Source organism: Chryseobacterium populi, assembly GCF_000282115.1.
Taxonomy (GTDB): domain Bacteria; phylum Bacteroidota; class Bacteroidia; order Flavobacteriales; family Weeksellaceae; genus Chryseobacterium; species Chryseobacterium populi.
Genome location: NZ_AKJY01000063.1, coordinates 88,909 through 110,585 on the forward strand (window position 1 = coordinate 88,909; position 21,677 = coordinate 110,585).

Annotated in this window: 17 protein-coding genes; 13 read left to right on the forward strand and 4 right to left on the reverse strand. The window is 37.8% G+C overall.

Annotated features, from left to right (window positions below; genetic code table 11):
* Positions 1-61: 61 nt before the first annotated feature.
* Both PMI13_RS14700 and PMI13_RS14705 read right to left on the reverse strand, forming a co-directional pair.
* Positions 62-1,876, reverse strand: a complete 1,815-nt coding sequence (locus PMI13_RS14700) for a RagB/SusD family nutrient uptake outer membrane protein (protein ID WP_007845068.1) — start codon at positions 1,874-1,876, stop codon at positions 62-64.
* A gap of 13 nt (positions 1,877-1,889) precedes the next feature.
* Entirely contained in the window at positions 1,890-4,910 is a 3,021-nt protein-coding gene (locus PMI13_RS14705) for a SusC/RagA family TonB-linked outer membrane protein (protein WP_007845069.1), read from the reverse strand.
* Between the two features lie 878 nt (positions 4,911-5,788).
* Here PMI13_RS14705 and kduI point away from each other — a divergent pair.
* The 9 genes from kduI (at position 5,789) to PMI13_RS14750 (ending at position 16,333) form a co-directional block, all read left to right on the forward strand.
* On the forward strand, positions 5,789-6,625 hold the full coding sequence (gene kduI, locus PMI13_RS14710; protein WP_007845070.1) for a 5-dehydro-4-deoxy-D-glucuronate isomerase: 837 nt from the start codon (positions 5,789-5,791) through the stop codon (positions 6,623-6,625).
* 8 nt (positions 6,626-6,633) lie between these two features.
* The gene (locus tag PMI13_RS14715; protein ID WP_007845073.1) at positions 6,634-7,416 is read left to right on the forward strand and encodes a gluconate 5-dehydrogenase; all 783 of its coding nucleotides are present in this window, start codon (positions 6,634-6,636) and stop codon (positions 7,414-7,416) included.
* Between the two features lie 18 nt (positions 7,417-7,434).
* The gene (uxaC, locus tag PMI13_RS14720) at positions 7,435-8,832 is read left to right on the forward strand and encodes a glucuronate isomerase (protein ID WP_007845075.1); all 1,398 of its coding nucleotides are present in this window, start codon (positions 7,435-7,437) and stop codon (positions 8,830-8,832) included.
* A 7-nt stretch (positions 8,833-8,839) separates the two neighbouring features.
* Positions 8,840-9,847 carry a sugar kinase gene (locus tag PMI13_RS14725; protein WP_007845076.1) on the forward strand — a complete coding sequence of 336 codons (1,008 nt, stop codon included), beginning with the start codon at positions 8,840-8,842 and terminating at the stop codon, positions 9,845-9,847.
* Positions 9,848-9,849: 2 nt separating this feature from the next.
* A complete protein-coding gene (locus tag PMI13_RS14730; protein WP_007845077.1) occupies positions 9,850-10,518 on the forward strand; it encodes a bifunctional 4-hydroxy-2-oxoglutarate aldolase/2-dehydro-3-deoxy-phosphogluconate aldolase in 669 nt (222 codons plus the stop codon).
* Between the two features lie 288 nt (positions 10,519-10,806).
* A complete protein-coding gene (locus PMI13_RS14735; RefSeq protein ID WP_007845078.1) occupies positions 10,807-12,336 on the forward strand; it encodes an MFS transporter in 1,530 nt (509 codons plus the stop codon).
* A gap of 144 nt (positions 12,337-12,480) precedes the next feature.
* Entirely contained in the window at positions 12,481-13,944 is a 1,464-nt protein-coding gene (locus tag PMI13_RS14740) for a tagaturonate reductase (RefSeq protein WP_007845079.1), read from the forward strand.
* Between the two features lie 6 nt (positions 13,945-13,950).
* The gene (locus PMI13_RS14745) at positions 13,951-15,564 is read left to right on the forward strand and encodes a UxaA family hydrolase (RefSeq protein WP_007845080.1); all 1,614 of its coding nucleotides are present in this window, start codon (positions 13,951-13,953) and stop codon (positions 15,562-15,564) included.
* A gap of 211 nt (positions 15,565-15,775) precedes the next feature.
* Positions 15,776-16,333, forward strand: a complete 558-nt coding sequence (locus PMI13_RS14750; RefSeq protein ID WP_007845083.1) for a dual specificity protein phosphatase family protein — start codon at positions 15,776-15,778, stop codon at positions 16,331-16,333.
* 94 nt (positions 16,334-16,427) lie between these two features.
* On the opposite strand, the gene PMI13_RS14755 is transcribed toward PMI13_RS14750, so the two are convergent.
* On the reverse strand, positions 16,428-17,456 hold the full coding sequence (locus PMI13_RS14755; protein WP_007845085.1) for a LacI family DNA-binding transcriptional regulator: 1,029 nt from the start codon (positions 17,454-17,456) through the stop codon (positions 16,428-16,430).
* A gap of 287 nt (positions 17,457-17,743) precedes the next feature.
* Between PMI13_RS14755 and PMI13_RS14760 the strand changes: the two genes are divergently transcribed.
* The 3 genes from PMI13_RS14760 to PMI13_RS14770 all read left to right on the forward strand — a co-directional run bounded on the left by PMI13_RS14760 (position 17,744) and on the right by PMI13_RS14770 (position 19,953).
* Positions 17,744-18,457: a DUF434 domain-containing protein gene (locus PMI13_RS14760; RefSeq protein WP_007845087.1), complete on the forward strand. Its 714-nt coding sequence runs from the start codon at positions 17,744-17,746 to the stop codon at positions 18,455-18,457.
* A 1-nt stretch (position 18,458) separates the two neighbouring features.
* A complete protein-coding gene (locus PMI13_RS14765) occupies positions 18,459-19,106 on the forward strand; it encodes a hypothetical protein (RefSeq protein ID WP_007845089.1) in 648 nt (215 codons plus the stop codon).
* Between the two features lie 61 nt (positions 19,107-19,167).
* Entirely contained in the window at positions 19,168-19,953 is a 786-nt protein-coding gene (locus tag PMI13_RS14770) for a TatD family hydrolase (protein ID WP_007845091.1), read from the forward strand.
* A gap of 90 nt (positions 19,954-20,043) precedes the next feature.
* On the opposite strand, the gene deoD is transcribed toward PMI13_RS14770, so the two are convergent.
* On the reverse strand, positions 20,044-20,754 hold the full coding sequence (deoD, locus tag PMI13_RS14775; protein ID WP_007845094.1) for a purine-nucleoside phosphorylase: 711 nt from the start codon (positions 20,752-20,754) through the stop codon (positions 20,044-20,046).
* 341 nt (positions 20,755-21,095) lie between these two features.
* On the opposite strand from deoD, the gene PMI13_RS14785 reads away from it, so the two are divergent.
* The gene (locus tag PMI13_RS14785; RefSeq protein WP_007845098.1) at positions 21,096-21,485 is read left to right on the forward strand and encodes a VOC family protein; all 390 of its coding nucleotides are present in this window, start codon (positions 21,096-21,098) and stop codon (positions 21,483-21,485) included.
* Positions 21,486-21,677 lie beyond the last annotated feature (192 nt).

Genomic DNA, 21,677 nt, shown 5'->3' on the forward strand with positions numbered 1-21,677 from the left:
TACAGACTTACTCCCTGGGAAGAAAGCCTGTATCAACTGTTGATATGAATGTGTATTGTTACTAATAACCGTAATCCTGGGTAAGATTATAGTTAGATTGAATAATGTCACTGTAAATAGGTAATAACTCTCTTTTATTCGGTTGGAAATATTGGGCAAAACCTTTCACAGGATCGCTGATATAGGTCGGTAAAACAGCAGCTCTCCATGCAATCTTCGTATAACCTGCCGGTGTAGCATCCTGGGAAGGCATGTAAAATACCTCAGATTTGTCCCCGCTGGTGTAGAAAATATCAATATCATTTATATTCTGCTGTGCCGTTTTTGTAGGATCATACGGTGATTTTTTATAGTAAAGGTTTAAAGGAACGTTAGCATATTGCCCTGTTCCACTGGCGAAAGCAGTCAGCTTCTGTCTTGTTTCCGTGATTTTGGCGTCTAATAAATTCCAGCGGATCAGGTCATATTTTCTGATTCCTTCAGAACCCAGCTCCAATAACCTTTCCTGTACAACATAATTGAAGAACCCTGTTTTATCAGCAGGAATGGTTCCCATTTGCCCTAAATTGCCTGCATAAGCTCTGGTTCTTACTGATCTTACTGCATTGATTGCTTCCTGGGAAGGAGCGCCGTGAATTTCGTTATCTGCCTCTGCAAACATCAGCAGTACATCTGAAAAACGCAATAATGGCCAGTCAACCGCAAGGTTTTGGGAAGGTCCCGTGATATTCGTCCAGGATTTTCTGTATTTGGAATCTGTAAAAGAAATGGCAGGTACCATCTCAGCCTGGTTTGAATTGTTCACTTTAAAAATTCCTATGTTCATGTCTCTTCTTAGGTCATATTTAGTAAACTCATAGAAGTAAACGGGAAGTGCGTTGATGCCTCCGCCACCTTTCCAGTTGGAATTGTCATCATGTTTCAATCCGTTATAATAACCGATTTTGCTGTCTGTTCTTGCGTTTCCTCCGAAAGCTCCCACACAGAAAATAATTTCATTGGTTGCATCCTGTGTATTGGTGTGTAAAGCTCTGAAAACTGCCTCGTAGCTTGGGTTTAAACTATGCTCAGCAGAGTGGTTCATGATATCTTTACATTCATCATAGGCAATCTGATAATAGTTTTGAGGATTTGAACCCTGAGCCATTGCCTGTGGGCTTCTTCTCAGAGAATATCCGGCTCTTGCCAAAGCAATTCTTGCTCTCAACCCTTTTACAAATCCTTTGGAAATTCTTGCATTGGTTGTGCTTCCTTCAGATCTCCATGGTACTAATGCGGATGCTTTTGCAAGATCGGCGAGCATTTTTTCATAGATAACATCTCTGTCTGTTTTCTGAAGATATAAATTTTCCAGATCGGATGAAGGGACTTCCTGGAAAGGAACATCGCCCCAGTTTCTGATCAGCTCATAATAAAACTGGGCTCTTAATGTTAAAGCTTCCCCCAGATAACGGTCCATTAATTTTTTATCGGAGTCGGAACCCGTCTGATAAACCGGTGACAGAGGAATATTTTTGATGCAAAGATTGGCACGTTCAATTCCGGAGTATAGTTTCAGGAAAGGTTTATTTAATTCTGTATTGGTAGGACAAGCCCCGAAAGTTGAAATTCCTCTTCTGTCATTACAGTTGTAGTCTCCGGAAGTTCTGAAATCATCGCTGGAGTGAGGGTATATTAAAGCTAATCTTTGTCCGTATCCGTCATCACCAGCCAGCTGGCTGTAAACTCCTACCAGTGCTGTGAAAGTATCGGAAGTACTGTCAAACTGCTGAGCTTCCGACACACTTGAATAATTTTCTGCATCCAGATAATCGTTACATGAATGGAAGGTTGATAGCGAAAGAATGCAACTTAGAATTATTATTGTTTTTTTCATGTTTAAGTCTTAATTAAAAGGTTATATCAACACCCGTTAAAATAAATCTGCTTCGAGGATATGCAGCATAGTCAACACCCGGAGTCAAAGGATTTTTCCTGGTACTTGCCTCAGGATCATATCCATCGTAACCTGTGATGGTAAATAAATTATTTACCGTAACATACATTCTGAAGTTTTTGATGGAAAGGCTTTCCAGCGAGCCTTTTGGTAAGCTGTATCCCAGTGTTACATTATTTAATCTTAAGAAAGATCCGTCTTCAATCGCATACGAATGCAGGATGTAGTTTCCCTGTGGAGGAGTCCACATCGTTGTATTAGCATTTAATGCGGCTAAAGCAGCAGGATCTGTAACTTTTACGCCATTGTTGTCAAACCATCTCCATCGGTCGGCAATTTCTGCAGCCATGTTATTGTCTCTGTAAAGATATTGTGATGTAAATTCTATCTTATTGGCGTTATATACTTTATTTCCTACAGAGAAGTTGAAAAATAGGCTCATATCCCAGTTTCTGTATCTGAAAGTCTGGTTGAAACCTCCGTAGAATTTTGGCTGGGCACTTCCCAGTTCGGTTTGGTCGGCTGCTGTGATCTGTCCGTCATTGTTAATGTCTCTCAATTTCAGATCTCCCGGCTGAATGGGTTTTGAACCGTTGGCTACGGCGCTGCTGCTCGGAACACCTGCTTTTAAAGTATATGTCTGTGTGGAAGAATTATAATCGAAATCGCTGATCTCATATCTTCCTTCCGTGACGTACCCATAATAAGTTCCTACCGGATTACCCACTTTCGCAATAAAATCATATAAATTGTTTACCCATCCTGAAGCCACAAGATAGTAATCATTATTGGCAGAAACATTTGCCCCTAAGCTTTTGATAATATTTTTATTGGCCGAGATGTTGAAGTCTGTTTTCCATGTAAAATTCTCTTTATTGAAGATGATACCGCCTAAAGATACCTCAATCCCTTTATTCTGGGTTTTTCCTGAATTCTGATACTGATATTCATACCCCGATGTCTGTGGAATTTTTGCTAAAATAAGCAGATCTTTGGTATCCGTGATATATCCGTCTACACTACCGTATAATCTGCCGTTAAAGAATCCGAAATCAAGGCCCAGGTTCTTGGAAACGGTAGCTTCCCATGTCACATTTCTGTTGGCCAGCGTATTTCCGGTAGTCGCTCCCGGAGTTACACCGCTTCCGAAAGTATACCCGTAATCTGTAGAAGTAGCAAAGAATGTATCATACAGATAGGAAGGAATCCTGTTGTTTCCTGCCATCCCATATCCGAAGCGAAGCTTAAGCTCATCCAGCCATTCTTTGTTTTTAAGGAAGTTTTCCTGCTTGATTTTCCATGCTAATGAAACTGCAGGGAACGTTCCCCATCTTTTTCCTTCCCCGAAAACATTGGAGCCGTCAGTTCTCAGAGAGAATGTTGCAATATATTTATTATTGTAAATATAATTGGCCCTACCAAAGAAAGATGCTAATCTGTCCGGTGGCAATGCTGCTGTTTTTGCTGCATCCTGAATCATTCCTGATGGCGGAATGGCTGCCTGGATATTAGAAAACGCTTCATTGGGAAGAATAGATGTTGGTAACCATTTTACGTAAGTATTGGATGATTCCCCGTCTGTCTGTACCGTTTCCTGGCCAATTAATAAATCGAGCTTATGATCCCCGAATTTCTTGGTATAATTTAAAGTATTCGTATTGGTGATTCTTCTTGTCTGGAATCTTGTGAGCTGTACAATCGGCTGGTTGTTGTTGGCCCTGGCATCGCTGGTGACCGTACCCCAGAACTGGTTGACCGAGTTGTCTCTCTGTACATAGCCCACCACACTTCTGAAAGTTAAATCTTTCGTGATGTTATAGTTTAAATAGGCATTTAATAACAAATCGTTGGTTCTGTTATTCTTAACCTCATTGTCGTTTAAGATCAGCGGATTGACAAGGTTGGTAATTGTTGCATAATTCGGATCAAAGTCATCAATCGGAACATTGCTTCCCCCTTCAAAAGGCTGATACCTTACTGCATTTCTCAATCTGTTGGTTCCCTGTGAACCTGTTGCGGAAGTCCCTGCCCCGGAAATCAGCTGCCTGCTGTATCGTGCATTGAAACCAACCTTTAATTTTTTAGAAATATCATAATCATATTTGAAGTTGGCCATACTTCTTCTGAAGCCTGAATTCAGCATGATCCCGTCCTCTTCCACATGATTTAAAGTCAATGAAAATGCAGACTTATCGGAACCTCCGGTCACACTAAGGTTATGCGTAAAGTTGAATGCTTCCTGCCCGAAAAGCTCGTCCTGCCAATCCCTTTTTTTGATATTTTTGTACTTGTTTTCCAGCTCATTAAAGCTTCCGTATCTCGTTCCAAAAGTAGTAATGTCTTCTGCGATACCGCCTTTATTATAAAGCTCGTACTGATACATTACAAATTCGTAAGGATCCAGTACAGGAATTGTGTTCATTATTTTTCTTACTCCTGTATATCCGTTATAGTTGATGGATGTAATTGCTTTTTTGCGGCCGCCTTTTGTTGTGATCAATACCACACCGTTGGCTCCCCTTGATCCGTAGATAGAGGTGGAGGCGGCATCTTTCAGAACTTCTATAGATTCAATTTCTTTTGGAGAAATAATAGACAGGGCGTTATCCATCTGGATTCCGTCAACGATATAGAGTGGGGCATTGCTTTGGGTAATCGAAGTACCCCCTCTTACTTTAATTTCAATATCTGCACCTGGAGAGCCTTCACTTGCCATCACCTGTACCCCTGCAACCCTACCCTGGATTGCCTCTGCAGCACTGTTTACAGGCATATCCTTCACTGCATCAGCTTTTACAGAACCTACTGCATTCGTTACATCAGCTTTAGAAACTTTGGAATAACCTACCAGAACCACTTCATCAATCCTGGTTTCTTTTTCCTTTTTCGTCTCTTTTTCTTGAGCCATAGCAAGAACAGGAAGGAGAAAGACAGTTAAATATAACCACTTTATTGATTGTACTTTTTTATCCATGTTGTATCCTTATTGTTTTAATTATTGGTTGAAAGTTTTTTTTTCAATCTTTTGTTTTTGTGGATTTTGTAAGTATTCTATTTTTTAGTGGTAAATATTTCCTGAAAATTTCACGCTTTTTATTGTGCAATCGATTGCGTAATTTTTCATAAAGAAATAACTTGGCTTCTAAACTAATATTATTTTCCAATATGCAAAGAAAAAAATATTATTTTTTCATTAATTTGACTGTTTAAAATCTTAAAGTTGGCAAAATATTCATGACGTGTATTGGTTTAATTTGTTGATTAATAGGTATTTGTGTTTTATTTAAATAAAATTTAAATTATTAAAAAAAATATAAAAATTTATACCGTTTAATATTTCAAAAATTGAAAATTTATAAAAAAAGATCAGATTTTATGAATGTGAAATTCCCCAAAAATGTCACCTAAAGATAAAATTTTGAAATGTTTGCTGATTTTTGTCATCTTTTCAAAGTTAAAAAGTATTCATTTTTATTAATTGATAACGATTGTTCTTATTGTATATAGTATATAGATTAAAATTGTATTATTTTTATCGAATCAATATTGAGTAATCATGGTTTTATTTTGGCATGATTTTATTTGAAAGATAAGGTTTGGTAAGATTTGTGGGAGGAATAAAATACCTGATTTTCTTTAAATCCTTTTGTTAATATCAAATAATTTATTTTTATTTAATTGATAATCAGTTTTTTATAAAAATAAATTAATTTTTTGTTAACCAATTGAATAATAATTATATATTTATCGACAAGTATTTCTATCAAATTTTAGTGTAATTTTATGCAATCGATTACACATAATTGAACAGGTTTTGATAAAACCGCAAAAGAAAAGTATAAAATAAGTAGTATGACACAATCGGAATTTCGATACGCCCACCATCCTGAAGATGCTAAAAAGTATACCACTGAAGATCTGAGGCGGGAGTTTCTAATCGATGATTTATTTAATGAGGATCAGATAAAGCTGGTATACACCATGTATGACAGACTGATGATAGGTGGAATAATGCCTTCTGCGAAAGCTTTGAAACTTGAGCCCACAGACGACCTTAAAGCAGAGTATTTCCTTGCCCGCAGAGAATTGGGAATCATCAACGTAGGCGGTACGGGAAAAGTGACGGTAGACGGGGAAGTATATGAGCTTGGAAATAAAGAGGCATTGTATATAGGCAAAGGAGTAAAAGAAGTGATCTTTGAAAAATCGGGTGATGAACAACCCTATTTTTATATCAATTCTGCTCCTGCCCATCATGCTTATCCGACCAGAAAAATTACTAAAAATGAAGCTGAAATTGTAGAGCTGGGTGAGGAAAAATATGCCAACAAACGGGTCATCAATAAACTGATTGTAAACAGCGTTCTGGAAACCTGTCAGCTGCAGATGGGAATGACCGAGCTTCAACCGGGAAGTGTATGGAATACAATGCCTGCACACACCCACACCAGAAGAATGGAAGCTTATTTCTACTTTGATCTGGAAGAAGGGCAAACGGTCAGCCATTTCCTGGGGCAGCCTCAGGAAACACGCCATATTTTTATGACCAACAGACAGGCGGTCTTATCTCCGGAATGGTCAATCCATTCAGGAGTAGGAACTTCCAATTATACTTTTATCTGGGGTATGGCCGGAGAAAATATGGACTACAGTGATATGGACGGTATCAAAACTAATGAACTAAAGTAATTTTTCTGATGAATTTATTTGATTTATCCGGTAAAGTAGCGGTTGTTACAGGCGGTACTCACGGATTAGGAATGGCAATGGCGGAAGGTCTTGCCTCTGCAGGGGCTGAATTGGCGATTACAAGTACGACCCCTTCAAAACTGGAAGAAGCCTTACATTATTACCATGAAAAAGGCTACAAGGCTACCGGCTATATTTTCGATGTTACAGACGAGCGTGAAGCAGCCCAGAAAGTCGCTTTAATGGAAGCCACTCATGGGAAAATAGACATCCTTGTCAATAATGCGGGAATCATCAAACGGATCCCTGCGATTGAAATGGAGGTGGAAGACTTCAGAAAAGTAATAGATGTAGACCTTACCGGGCCTTTTGTCATGTCACAGCTGGTAGGTAAGCATATGATCAAAAGGCGGTCAGGGAAAATTATCAACATCTGCTCAATGATGAGCGAGCTTGGCCGGGATAATGTGGCAGCCTATGCTTCGGCAAAAGGCGGACTGAAAATGCTGACCAAAAGCCTGGCTACAGAATGGGCAAAACACAATATCCAGGTAAACGGAATCGGACCCGGATATTTTGCAACATCACAAACAGAACCGATCAGAGTAGACGGACACCCTTTCAATGATTTTATCATCAGCAGAACCCCGGAAGGAAGATGGGGCAACCCCGAAGACCTTACCGGAACAGCTATTTTTTTAGCCTCCGATGCAAGCAGGTTTATCAACGGACAGATCATTTATGTGGATGGCGGTATTCTGGCTACCATCGGGAAGCCTGCAAATGAATAACAACAGAATTAAACAAGAATGAAATCTTTTATAACAGATCAATTTTTATTACAGAATAAATACGCTGAAGAGTTATACTTTAACTTTGCAGAAAAATTACCGATCATTGATTATCATAATCATTTGATCCCTAAAGATATTGCAGAAGATACCAATTTTGAAAATATTTCCAGAGTATGGATTGCCGGTGATCATTATAAATGGAGGGCTATGCGTACAATGGGGGTGAATGAAAAATTTATTACGGGAAATGCCTCTGATAAAGAGAAATTTCAGGCCTGGGCAAAAACGGTTCCTTATACTTTAAGAAACCCGTTGTATCACTGGACACATCTGGAACTGAAACGTTATTTCGGAATTAACGAACTGCTCAATGAAAATAATGCCGGTAAAATTTATGATAACATCACCGCACAGTTACAAACCCCTGAAAAATCGACAAGAGGCTTATTAAAAATGATGAATGTGGAATCTCTGTGCACAACAGAAGATCCTACAGATACATTAAATTATCATCAGGACCTTGCAAAAAGTAATTTCAGTATAAAAGTAAGTACGGCTTTCCGTCCCGATAAAGCGATTTTAATCGAAAATTACAACTTCGCAGATTATATGGGGAAACTTGGCGAATCGGCAGGGATTGCCATTGATTCCTACCAGAGTTTATGTGATGCTTTATTGAATAGAATCGGGTATTTCCACGAAAACGGTTGCAGATTATGCGACCACGGATTGAATAATATTTCTTTCGAGGAATTCACAGATGCTGAGATCGATGCTATTTTCAGGGATAAATTATCAGGAAAAGTGATTGCAGAAAAACAGGTCAATCAGTTTAAAACAGCTATTTTATTATTTCTGGGAGAAACGTATCACAAATTCGGGTGGGTTCAGCAGTTCCATTTGGGAGCTTTGAGAAATAATAACGAACGTATGCATAAGATTTTAGGGCCTGATACAGGTTGGGATTCTATTGGCGACTTTGTTCAGGCTGAGACCCTGTCTAAATTCTTAAATACTTTAGACGGAAAAGATAAACTGACTAAAACCATTGTATATAATTTAAATCCTGCCGACAATGAAATTTTCGCAACAATGATCGGGAATTTCAATGATGGCAGCGTGAAAGGAAAAGTGCAGTTCGGTTCCGGATGGTGGTTCCTGGATCAGAAAGACGGAATGATCAAACAGATGAATGCATTATCCAATATGGGACTGATCAGCTGTTTTGTAGGAATGCTGACAGATTCAAGAAGCTTTCTTTCTTATCCGAGACACGAGTATTTCAGAAGGGTATTGTGTAATCTCTTCGGAGAAGAAATGCAGAAGGGTGAATTGCCGGATGATATTGAACTGATCGGAAGGACAGTTTCTGATATCTGCTACTACAACGCCAAAAATTATTTTGATTTTTAACTGAATTATGAGCAGTAAAATAGTCACATTCGGTGAAGTGATCATGAGGCTTTCACCACCCGGAAACAGAACCATGAAACAAAGCCACGAAATGGAATTCTTTTTCGGTGGTACAGAGCTTAATGTTGCATCTTCATTGGCAACAATGGGTTGTAATGTGAAGCATATAAGCAATGTTTCCGATGATTTTGTGGGTGAGTCTGCTATTTCTTTCATTAAAAGTTTTGGAATTGACACGGCTTTTATCAATAAAAATGAGCATCCGCTTGGATTATATTTTCTTGAATCAGGTTCATCTGTCCGGGCGAGCAGAATTGCTTACAACCGTCTGAACGGTTCTTTTGCTAATATTAAACCAGAGCAGGTTGACTGGAAGAAAGCATTGGAAGGCTGTGAATATTTTCACTGGACAGGCATTAGTCCCGGAATTTCCGAAGGGGCTTATGAAACTTTGAAAGAAGGCTTAAAAACTGCCCGGGAAATGGGAGTACAGGTTACTGCTGATCCAGCATACCGTTCAAACCTCTGGAAATATGGCAAAAACGGAAACGGGATTTTAAAAGAACTGGTCTCATATTCCACCATTTTTATCGGCGGTGTCAATGAGATCAATGAGATTTTAGGAACTCAGTTCTCATCAGACCAGGAAGGTTTCATAGAAGCCTGTAAAGAATTAAAACAACAAATCCCTTCCATCCATAAGATTTTTGATAAAATAAGAATCGGGGTCACGGCAAGTTCCCAGCAGACGCAGGGAAGAGCTCTGACAAATGAAAATTATTTTGAAACCGGGCTTTTGGAAATCAGTCCTGTAGTTGACAGAATCGGAACCGGAGATGCTTTTGCAGCGGGCTTAATTTACGGATTGCTGAACTTCGATGATGAAAAAGCATTAAAATTTGCAAATGCTGCCTGTGCGATTAAACATACCATTCCGGGAGATATCAATTACTGCAGTGCAGAAGATATTCTGGAAGTGATGAACGGAAATTCAGGAGGAAGAATAAAAAGATAATTATGGCAAGATTTACTCGTATAGAAATTGCATTAGAAGCAAAAGAAACAGGAATTGTCCCTGTATTTTACCATGCTGATAAAGAAATCAGTAAGAATGTTTTGAAAGCCTGCTACGACGGGGGTGCCCGTGTTTTTGAATTTACCAACAGGGGAGATTTTGCGCATGAAGTTTTTGCAGAACTGTTGAAATATGCAGCTAAAGAACTTCCCGAAATGATTCTGGGAATAGGTTCCGTCGTAGATGCCGGAACAGCTTCCCTGTATATTCAAAACGGAGCCAATTTTATTGTTTCCCCCTTATTGAATGCTGACATAGCTAAGGTTTGTAACAGAAGAAAAATCTCATGGATACCCGGTTGCGGATCTGTTTCTGAAATTTCTTATGCAGAAGAACTGGGTGCTGAAATTGTAAAGGCTTTCCCGGCGACGCAGGTCGGCGGACCGGAATTTATCAAAGCGGTAAAAGGTCCGATGCCATGGTCAAACATCATGCCCACAGGTGGTGTGCTCCCAACAAAGGAAAATCTTACGGAATGGATCAAAGCAGGAGCATATTGTGTAGGCCTTGGCTCACAGTTATTTGTGAAAAATGAAACCGGAGATTACGATTACGGGAAAATTACGGAAACTGTAAGAAATTCAATTCAAATAATTAAAGAAATAAGATAAACACTTTTAGATTTTAAATAGCAATAAATGTTTATTTGAACCATTAAGAATATTGAAGTAGTTAAGTTGAATTAAAATTCAGATTGATTTAAGATTATCTTACTAAAAGCGAAAATCAATCTTAATGATCTTTAAAAACTGAATCAGCCTTAATTGGTTTCAGAAGTCCTCAAACTAAAATATTGTTATTAATAAAAGTTTTCTTTGTTTAAAATAGCATAGAAAAAGGGATTTTATATCCAAATTGTTTTCAAAATCAATAAAAAATCAATACTATTAAAGATTGATATGAAAAAAGAAATATCCTCGAAACCGAGTAACTTCAGATGGACGATATGTGGGCTGCTTTTCATTGCCACAACCATCAATTATATGGATCGCCAGGTGTTATCATTAACTTGGAAAGATTTCATTGCACCGGAATTTCATTGGAATAACAACGATTACGGGAATATCACGGCACTGTTTTCTATTTTCTATGCGGCAAGTATGCTTTTTGCAGGAAAATTTGTCGATTGGATGGATACCAAAAAAGGTTTCCTCTGGGCAATTGCCATCTGGTCTGTGGGTGCCTGTCTGCATGCGTTCTGCGGAATTGCCACATCAGGGATCCTTACCGGAAATTGGTTTGTAGGCTTTCATGAATCTAAAAAAATCATCGGAACAGTAGACAATATTTCTACAGTGATCAGTACCAGTGTGACCCTGTTTATTTTTGCAAGATTTGTACTGGCAGTAGGAGAAGCAGGAAATTTTCCGGCAGCCATCAAAACGACGGCAGAATATTTCCCTAAAAAAGACAGGGCTCTGGCAACCAGTATTTTCAATGCGGGAGCAACAGTAGGAGCATTGGCGGCACCGGTTACAATTCCTTTTATTGCAAAATCAATGGGTTGGGAATGGGCGTTTATCATCATCGGGGCTTTAGGTTTTGTGTGGATGGGATTATGGGTGTTTTACTATAAAAAGCCACACGAGCATCATAAAGTTAATGAGCATGAATTAACCTATATCCAGCAGGATCAGGATGATATTCCGAATACGGATCCGGGAACTCCTGAAAAAACATTTTCTTTCAGAGAATGTTTCAGCTACAGGCAAACCTGGGCTTTTGCTTTCGGAAAATTCATGACTGATGGGATCTGGTGGTTTTTCCTTTTCTGGACACCGGCTTACTTAAGTTCCGTTTATAAAATGGATTCTACACAAAGTGCATTTCCGTTGTTTGTATTGTACATGATCACGTTGTTTTCAATTATCGGCGGTTGGCTTCCCAAATATTTTGTAGAGAAAAAGGGAATGAATGCCTACACCGGAAGAATGAAAGCCATGCTGATCTTTGCATTTTTTCCTTTACTGGCATTGCTGGCACAGCCTTTAGGCTCCATTACCTACTGGCTCCCGGTTTTGATTATAGGAATTGCAGGGGCAGCACACCAGGCATGGTCTGCCAATATTTTTTCGACGGTTGGCGATATGTTTCCTAAAAAAGCCATTGCAACGATCACGGGTATTGGTGGAATGGCAGGTGGAATCGGTTCATTTTTAATCAATAAATCTTCAGGAGTATTATTTGATCATGCTCACAAAGCCTGGTCAACAGTTGACGGAACACCTTTATTGGAAAAATATCCTCAGTACATTAGCGAAAGATTGCCGGACGGATTTTTTGAACAATTGGAAAAGTCAGGAGCAGTTGTAGTAGACGGAATTGATAAAGGGTATATGATTATATTTTCAGTGTGTGCCATTGCCTACCTGATTGCATGGACCGTAATGAAAGCATTGGTTCCAAAATATAAAGTAATAAAACAGTAAACCTCATAGCAAAAGATTTCAGGAATTTTTGCTGAGTGAAACGCCTTTGCGTTCTTAAAACAAACAATATTATTTGCAAAAAAACTTTGCGGACTTTGAGTTAAAAATAAGATCATCAAATCAAAAGATGATAAAATGAGAAAGATGGAAAATCAGATAAAACAAAAATTAAATCGTGAATTAAATGATGCTCAGGAAAAACTTCCGATCAAAATTGTACAGTTCGGAGGCGGAAATTTCATGCGGGGATTCACAGATTATATCATCGATAAATTAAATAAAGAAGCAGGATTTAATGCAGGAATTGTAAACGTTCAACCTACGGCGGGAGGCTCAGTGCATAAGCTGGAAGAGCAGGATAACCTGTACACTCTTTTTTCGAGAGGAATTAAAAAGGGAGAAGTTATTGATACCAGGCAGGTGATTTCAGCGATTCAGAAGTCAATTAATCCTTACACGGATTATGATGATTTTTTAGCATTGGCAAAAGAAGAAGAGCTTGAATTTATCTTTTCAAATACTACAGAAACGGGAATTGCTTATGACGGATCCGAAGACAATTATGCAGGGCCACATAAAAATTTCCCTGCAAAAGTAGCTGTTTTGTTATATGAAAGATTCAAACACTTTAATGGAGCAGCAGATAAAGGACTGAGAATTATTCCCTGTGAACTGATTGAAGACAATGCTTTTGCTTTAAAAGAAATCATCTTAAAATATGCCTTATTATGGGGTTTGGAAATAGAATTTGTGCAATGGATTGAACAATGTAATTATTTTCATAATACATTGGTTGACAGAATTGTTCCGGGTTACCCTAAAGACGATGCAGAAACGTACGAAGACCAGCTGGATTACGAAGATCGGATGATGGTCATTTCCGAAGCTTTTTTACTTTGGGTAATTCAGGATGCAGGAAATTTAAGAGAGAGAATTCCTTTTGATCAAATCAATGAGCAGATTCTGGTGGTTGATGATATTCAGCCTTACCGTTTAAGAAAAGTCAGAATTCTGAACGGTGGCCATAGTTTGATGTTGGCTCCGGCGATTTTATCAGGAAAAGAAACTGTAAAAGATTCTATTGATGATTCGTTTTTAGGAAAATTCTTAAGTGAAACGATTTTCAATGAGGTCAATCCGGCTTTGGGACCAGATGAAAACGAACTGAAAGATTTTGCAGAAGAAGTTTTTGATAGATTCAGAAATCCTTTTATCAAGCACCATCTGTCGAGTATTGCCTTATATTTTGTTTCCAAATTTAAAGTGAGGATCATTCCGGGTTTGTTGAAATATGTTGAAATCAATCATAAATTACCCTTAAATCTGACGTTCTCTCTGGCAGGCTTAATCAGATTCTATCAGGGAAGCTTCAGGGAAAAAGCCTTACCGTTGAATGATGAAGAAACAATTATCAGCAGATTTAAAGAGATCTGGACGAATAAAGATTATGAAAAAGTGGCCGAGTTGGCTTTAAGTGAAACTAATTTCTGGGACACTGATCTTACACAGGTAGAAGGTTTAAAATCTGCGGTGGCAAAAGCATTATGGGAAATTGATCATCACGATATTGAAACTGCCTATCAAAATTTTGTCAAATTTAATTCCTGAGATATCATGCAAAAAAAAGTATTGAAAGTAAATCCCAGAGATAATGTAGCAGTAGCATTGGTAGATCTGAAACAAGGAGAAGCTGTTACTTTGGGCAATCTTACTTATGAAATTATAAAAGAAACAAAAGCGAAACATAAATTCGTGACTGAGGATCTTTCCGTGAACGATTCTATCATTATGTATGGTGTTTTAGTTGGAAAAGCAAGTCAGCCGATCCAAAAAGGAGAGGTGATCACCACTGAAAACGTAAAACACCAAAGTGCAAAAGTAGAAGGTAAAACGGAAACAACCCTATGGACGGCTCCTGATGTAGACAAATGGAAAGACAAGACTTTCATGGGCTATCACAGGGAAGACGGACAAGTGGGAACAGAAAATGTCTGGCTGTTTTTTCCGTTGGTTTTTTGTGAAAACAGGAATGTTGAAATTTTAAAAGATGTTTTTGAAAAAGAACTGTTGTTTGAAAAAGTATCAAAGCATCAGCTGTTATTAAGATCATTAATTAATAACTCAGAAGAAGAAACAGCGTTGGAAGAAGAGAAAGATTCGAGAGTTTTCAAAAATATTGACGTAAAATTCATTACCCATCAGGGTGGTTGTGGCGGAATTCGTCAGGATGCAGAAGCATTGGGACGGTTATTGGCGGGTTATGTTAAAAATCCGAATGTAGCTGGAGCAACGGTTTTAAGCTTGGGTTGTCAGAATTTACAGGTTCAGATTTTTAAAGATGCATTGGAAAAAATCAGTCCGGATCATAAAAAACCGATTATTGTTTACGAACAGCAAAAATCCGGAACAGTAGACGAAATGCTGAACGGGATCATTAAAGACTCTTACGAAGCCATCAAAAAGGCTAATGAACTCCAAAGACAGCCGGCGCCGGTTTCAAAACTGGTTTTAGGTTTGGAATGTGGTGGCTCAGATGGTTTTTCAGGAATTTCTGCGAATCCGGTTTTGGGCCAATTGTCAGATTTGATGGCAGGAATCGGTGGCTCCACGATTCTGTCGGAATTCCCGGAATTATGTGGAGTAGAGCAGGAGCTGGTCAATCGCTGCATTAATGAAGAAGATGCCGAAAGGTTTTTACAATTAATGAAAGATTTTGAAGAATCAGTCGTTGCTGCAGGATCAGGCTTTGATATGAATCCGTCGCCGGGGAATATTAAAGACGGATTAATAACTGATGCTATGAAATCTGCAGGAGCGGCTAAAAAAGGCGGTTCGTCACCCATCAATGATGTACTTGATTTTACGGAATACATCAAAAAACCAGGCTTAAATTTATTATGTACTCCCGGAAATGATGTGGAATGTACAACGGCTTTAGTCGGTTCAGGCTCAAACATTGTTTTATTTACAACAGGTCTGGGTACTCCGACGGGAAATCCGGTCGCCCCGGTAGTGAAAATATCCTCCAATACTGCTCTTTCTGAAAAGATGCCCGATATCATCGACTTTAATACAGGAGATGTAATTACAGGTGAAAAAACAATCGATGAAAAAGCAGAAGAATTGCTGGAATTTATTATTGAAGTTGCCAGCGGAAACATAAAAACCAAAGCTGCGGTCTTGAATCAGAATGATTTTATCCCCTGGAGAAGAGGTGTTTCTCTGTAAGTTTTATTTATATAATATTAGGTTTGAAAATGCTTTCTACATGGGTAGGAGGCATTTTCTTTTGAAGTATTTTAAATATAGATTGTTAGCGCGATCTCAGGATTATATGAGATTATGACAACAAAGTCCTTTTATATTTGTAGTTTCGCAGTATTCAAAATTTATTGCGAATTTTATGAAGCTAAATTTTAGAAATAATATAGTAAAAAAAATGGTAGTTTTATTGGTTATTATCACTGCTTTGGTTTTGGTATTTGTATTTTATCAGAAAAAAGTACGCTATAATTTGGTAACGATTTCAGAAAATAAAGTCTATAATTCAGGTGCTGTTCCACCGGAAAAACTTGCGAATTTCGTCAGCAATTATAAAATAAAAACCATCATTGATTTGCGTGATGGCTTGGTGCAGACAAGATTAAATCCGGAGACAAAAAAGCAGGTCAATGCCGAAGAATATGCTGCAGACCAAATTCCGGGGCTCCATTATTTTAACTTACCAACTGATCAAATCCCTCAAGACAGTACTGTGCAGAAGTTTTTGAAAATTATGGACGATCCCAAAAACTATCCTGTTCTTATCCATTGTCATCACGGTGTCGGGCGTTCACGCCTGTTTAGCTCTATTTATAGAATTGAATATGAAAATTTCACCAATGAAAAAGCCAGAACCAATGCGCGCCTGTTTTGGGAGTTTGGGAGCAATTTTTCAAAAAATTCTGGGAAAGGTATTTATCTTACGAACTATAAAAAAAGAGAATTACAGAAATAATCAACAAAAAAATACAAAATCAATAAAAACAGGCTATAACCCGTCTCAATATGATTTTACTGATTGGCTTTAGCCGAAACTTACATGCAAAAAACTACTTCCTTTTCGAAGACTTTCGGATATAAATCTGCGGCTCAAGCACCACCTTTTTTTCAATAGAAATTCCGGAACCATTTTCCTTTATTCGTTCAATAAATACCTGACCTGCTATTTTCCCCATGGTAACGGGGGTCTGATCTACGGAACTCATCGGAAGCTCCATAAACTGTGTGAAAGGTTCATTAGAAAAGCCGATAACAGCCACTTCCTGAGGAATTCTAATTTTACGTTTTTTTAATTCCTGACAGGCACCTAATGCCGCAAAATCACTGGATGAAAAGATGGCATCCGGAACGGATTTTTGACCCCAAAGCTTTTTAATCGCCTCAATTCCGGCATCGATCGAGCTTCCGGTAGTGATGATATTTTCTTCTTTTACAGATAAATGATGATCCATTAAGGCCTGTTTGTAGCCATTCAAACGGTTCTGGTAAATTTCAAGATTTAAATCACCGGAAAAATGACAGATATTTTTATACCCTTCTTTAATCAGGTGCTCCGTCGCCATATAACCCCCGCGATAGTCATCAATCGTTACTGTACTGATGCCCGCAATGTCCTTTTTACGGTCAAAAAATATAATCGGAGTATTCGTTGTATCTAAGATATTTTGAATATGTTCCGTATCAATCGTTGTTTTTGAAACTGACATAAAAATCCCGTCAACCTGAGCATTAAGCAAAGTATTTAAGTGTCTTTTTTCAATATTTACATCTTCGTGGCTTTGGCAGATGATCACGTGATAGCCATGAGGAGAAAGCTCTTCTTCAATCCCGCGGATAACAGATGAAAAGAAATTAGTGTTGATATAGGGAACGATAATCCCTACGTTTTTTGTTTCCCCGCTTTTAAGTGCCTTGGCAAGATTGTTCTGCTTATAATTCATCTCTTTGGCCGTTTTCTTCACCAGATCTTTGGTTGCCTGACTTATTCTCGGATGATCATTAAGCGCCCTGGAAACAGTAGCCACACTTACATTAAGTTTCTTTGAAATATCGTATATCGTGGCACTTTTCTTATTCATAGATGTTATTTTCTGCTATTTTTTGAGCGGTATTATTGACGTAAATTTAATCAAATTATGTCTAATAATATGGAAATAGAAAGTATTTTATACTTAAAATAAAATTAAATTCTTCATCCTGATTCTATTGAATCAGATGATTTTACTAAAATAGTTTTTTTGTAAAAAATTCAAAAGCAGCATTTATTTTTCTGTAGCCTTTTGTCTTGTGTCAGAAACATTACGTAAATATTATATTTTCAAGTATGATTTATCCCGGTTTCTTTCAAAAATTTTATTTTTGAATTATGAATAACAGAAATCGTGGGAAAAACACAGGTGATGATACACTTTTCGGGACGGAGAAAGAGATTGATAAGTTAAAATCAGCGGCTCAGGATATGCAGTATCTGTTGAGCAGGAAGTATGCTGAAAAAGCTGCTTCTGAATTGATTGGAAACCGGTATAAATTAAAAACCAGGCAGATTCAGGCATTCCGGAGTGCTTCCGCTTCTGAAATTCAGGTTCAAAGCAGGAGAGCTAAAGAATTGAAGGTTGCTGATTTAAAAGGTAAGATGATCTATCTTGATGGTTTTAATGTGTTGATCTTACTTGAAAGTATTCTTTCCGGGGCTTATATCTTTGAAGGAGCTGATGGATGTTATCGTGACCTTTCCGGTATTCATGGAACTTATAAAAGGGTGAACCAGACATTTAAATCAATAGAATTGGTAGCCGGATTTTTCCGGAAAGCAGAACTTCAAAAGCTGCACTGGATTTTTGATCAGCCGGTTTCAAACAGTGGAAGAATCAAACAGAGTATTCTGGAATTTGCCCGGGAAAATCAGCTTAACTGGGAAGTTGATCTGCAGTATAATCCGGATAAATTTTTAGCTGACAATGCAGAAATTATAGCTTCTTCCGATGCCTGGATTTTAGATCATTGCAGGCATTGGTTCAATGTTATTAGCTATTTAGCCGGAGAAGAAAAGCTCAAGGTAAATCTCATAAAAATGTTTTAAAATGATTGAACTGAATCAATATATTTCATGGCTTTCAGATTCCTGGAAGAGCAGGTATTACGCGGTCTTGGCTGAAGAGCATTTAAAAAATATTAAAAAAAATATACTGAAATATAAGACAGGTATTTTAGATTGGAATCTTCCTTATTTTAACGAAGAAATTAAAATTCACAGAGATGACAGTTTCAGAATGTTCATCGGTATTTTAGAGTGTAATGAGCAGGAATCAATAGCAAAAAAGCTTGAAGAAATTCCTTTTGAACACTGGCTGAATGTTTTAGGACAACGGCTGACTTCCGCAAGCATTCGTGATGAAACAGCAATTCCGCCGCTTAAAAATATTTTGATCGAAAGCTGTCAGAAAATGTTTAATGATGAGATCACGCTTGCTCAAAGGGCTTGGGAAAAGCATGTAGGAAGAATAAATGATAAGTTTTGGGGCGAAGTGAAAGGAAATAATGAACAGAAACAGGAAAAAGTAATGGAAAAAGTGAATGTTATCATTGAAAATAAGACGTGGTGGAATATGTTTTACCATTACAAGCATGGAATCGTTTATGAGATCAGGGAAAAAGAAGGCCACGGAATCCGATGGAGCTCTAACGGTACTCAGCTGATCGGTTTTCTGGAAACTTTTATCAATGAATAATTTTATTGCGTAAAAACATTGCGTATCCGGTATTTATTTTTGCCGCTTAAAAATGAAAAAAATGAATACATTTATCGATATTGGGATTAATCTGACCAATAAACAGTTCAATCACGAACGAGAAGAAATCATCAACCGGGCACTTGATAACGGTGTGGAACAGATGATTCTTACCGGGACAAGCGTACGCGGAAGCAAAGAATCAGCAGAAATTGCAGAAGATTATCCGGAAATCTTATTTTCAACTGCCGGAATTCATCCCCATGATGCAAAGTCTTTTAATAATCATAGCATTGAAGAGCTGAGAAAATTATTAAAACTTTCCCATGTCGTTTCTGTAGGAGAATGCGGACTGGATTTTGACCGGGATTTTTCACCAAGACCCGTTCAGGAAAAATGTTATCGTGTACAGCTTGAACTGGCTGTTGAAATTGATAAGCCCCTTTTTCTTCATGAGCGATCTGCTTTTAGAAGATTTAATGAGATTACGGATGATTATCTTTCTAAGCTTCCCAAAGCAGTAGTTCATTGTTTTACCGGAACTTTAGAGGAGGCTAGAATATATCTGGATAAAGGATTTTATCTGGGATTTACAGGTGCAATCAGTGATGACAGGAGATTTAAGCATCTGGAAGAGGTCATTAAATATGCTCCGCTTAACCGGATGATGATTGAGACGGATGCCCCGTTTATGCTGCCGAAAAATATGCCGCGGATTCAAAACCGCCGTAATGAACCTTCTTTTCTGTCCTATGTAGCACAGACCATTGCCCATTTGAAGAAGATCAGCATTTCCGAAGTAGCAGATGAAACCTCTGAGGTTGCCAGGAAATTTTTCAGGATATAAAAAAGAGCTCTACTGTATTGGTAAAGCTCTTTTTTATAGCAAAGCGCAAAAAAGCAAATTTGTTTATCAGCCCTTTTTGCTTTTCATTTATTAAACAACTTTCAATGCAGATTCCAAAGCAAGCTCAATCATTGGTTTCAAAGCTTTTTCTCTCTGGTCAGCAGAAATGTTTTCATGGGTAGGGATAATATCTGAAACGGTAAGAATCGTAGCTGCATTTTTCCCTAAATGTTTAGCGTTGGCAAATAGACCAAACGCTTCCATTTCTACTGCCGAACAATTATATTTTGTTGCAATTGCAGGAATATTCGGATCTTTTCTATAGAAAATATCACTGCTGTGAATATTGGTTTGTTTAGCTTTCAAAGACAGTTCTTTAGCCGTTTCATTGATGATACCGAAAATATTTCCCTGAGGTGCAATAATTTCATCTTCAATTTCCCAGGCATATTTCGCATACGTACTTTCACTTGCTGCATTTTCAACATTTAAAATGTCAAAAAGTTGTAAATCCGTTGTATAAGCTCCGCAGGTTCCTATTCTGATGATGGTTTCCACATCGTATTCCGTATATAATTCAAAAGAATAAATACCGATGCTTGGAAAGCCCATTCCACTGGCCCCAACAGAGATTTCTTTACCTTTATAAAGCCCGGTGTAATAAAAAATACCTCTTGTTTTGCTTACCAGTTTTGCATTTTCAAGAAAGTTTTCGGCAATATACTGTGCACGAAGCGGATCTCCCGACTGCAATACTACTTTAGCAATTTCTCCTTTTTTTGCACTAATGTGAATACTCATAATTTTTATTTGAAATGAGCACAAAGATAATAACTTTTAAGTTGAAATATCCAGAGGTTATGGTCGGGTATAGAAAATTTCCAGAACATAAATTTCCTCCTCAGGATGATGATAAGATCAAAGATCCGGCAGGATATAAAAAAGAGAGTAATCTCTCTACAAACCTACTCTTGTCAATTTCAAAATCTGTGAGATTATTATAATCTGCTTTATCTGTCTAACCAGCGAGAGAATATAAGCAGCGTATTGTGATTGCAAATACAGGATTAAAAAGCAATAATACAGAAGAAATATTTCCAGATTCTCCTTCTTATTTTAGCAAAAGCAAAAGATAAACGATAATGAAAATTGAACACATTGCAATCTGGGTAAAAGATCTGGAAAAGACCAGAGCATTCTATCAGAAATATTTTGGAGCCGTTTCCAATGATAAATACCACAATCCCATGAAACATTTTCAGTCTTATTTTTTAAGTTTTGAAAATGGCTGCCGGCTTGAAATTATGAACAGGCCGGATATTAAGGATAACGGAAACTCTTATGATTCCCAACAATTCGGGATTATTCATCTGGCATTTTCCACAGGTAATAAAGAAAAGGTAGATGAACTGACAGAAACTTTAAGAAAAGACGGCTATACCATCGCCGGCGAACCTCGTACAACAGGTGATGGCTATTACGAAAGTGTAATTCTGGATCCTGAAAATAATATCATTGAAATAACTGACTGAAAGTAAATTTTCTGCGCGGTGTTTCGGAAGGCGGCGGCAAAGCCGCCGCCTTCCGAAACAAATCAAACCTCATAGGTTTTTTGAAGTTTTTTTGAGATTTTTTTATCACAGACAAAACCAAACCGTCACCTCAATCTGCGAAAGAAAAAAACAATATAAAAGAATCTTATCTCTAATTTAATCAGCTTTTTA

Coding starts and splice junctions, on each gene's coding strand:
- PMI13_RS14700 (WP_007845068.1), bottom strand. CDS start 1,876: ATGAAAAAAACAATAATAATTCTAAGTTGCATTCTTTCGCTATCAACC.
- PMI13_RS14705 (WP_007845069.1), bottom strand. CDS start 4,910: ATGGATAAAAAAGTACAATCAATAAAGTGGTTATATTTAACTGTCTTT.
- kduI (WP_007845070.1), top strand. CDS start 5,789: ATGACACAATCGGAATTTCGATACGCCCACCATCCTGAAGATGCTAAA.
- PMI13_RS14715 (WP_007845073.1), top strand. CDS start 6,634: ATGAATTTATTTGATTTATCCGGTAAAGTAGCGGTTGTTACAGGCGGT.
- uxaC (WP_007845075.1), top strand. CDS start 7,435: ATGAAATCTTTTATAACAGATCAATTTTTATTACAGAATAAATACGCT.
- PMI13_RS14725 (WP_007845076.1), top strand. CDS start 8,840: ATGAGCAGTAAAATAGTCACATTCGGTGAAGTGATCATGAGGCTTTCA.
- PMI13_RS14730 (WP_007845077.1), top strand. CDS start 9,850: ATGGCAAGATTTACTCGTATAGAAATTGCATTAGAAGCAAAAGAAACA.
- PMI13_RS14735 (WP_007845078.1), top strand. CDS start 10,807: ATGAAAAAAGAAATATCCTCGAAACCGAGTAACTTCAGATGGACGATA.
- PMI13_RS14740 (WP_007845079.1), top strand. CDS start 12,481: ATGGAAAATCAGATAAAACAAAAATTAAATCGTGAATTAAATGATGCT.
- PMI13_RS14745 (WP_007845080.1), top strand. CDS start 13,951: ATGCAAAAAAAAGTATTGAAAGTAAATCCCAGAGATAATGTAGCAGTA.
- PMI13_RS14750 (WP_007845083.1), top strand. CDS start 15,776: ATGGTAGTTTTATTGGTTATTATCACTGCTTTGGTTTTGGTATTTGTA.
- PMI13_RS14755 (WP_007845085.1), bottom strand. CDS start 17,456: ATGAATAAGAAAAGTGCCACGATATACGATATTTCAAAGAAACTTAAT.
- PMI13_RS14760 (WP_007845087.1), top strand. CDS start 17,744: ATGAATAACAGAAATCGTGGGAAAAACACAGGTGATGATACACTTTTC.
- PMI13_RS14765 (WP_007845089.1), top strand. CDS start 18,459: ATGATTGAACTGAATCAATATATTTCATGGCTTTCAGATTCCTGGAAG.
- PMI13_RS14770 (WP_007845091.1), top strand. CDS start 19,168: ATGAATACATTTATCGATATTGGGATTAATCTGACCAATAAACAGTTC.
- deoD (WP_007845094.1), bottom strand. CDS start 20,754: ATGAGTATTCACATTAGTGCAAAAAAAGGAGAAATTGCTAAAGTAGTA.
- PMI13_RS14785 (WP_007845098.1), top strand. CDS start 21,096: ATGAAAATTGAACACATTGCAATCTGGGTAAAAGATCTGGAAAAGACC.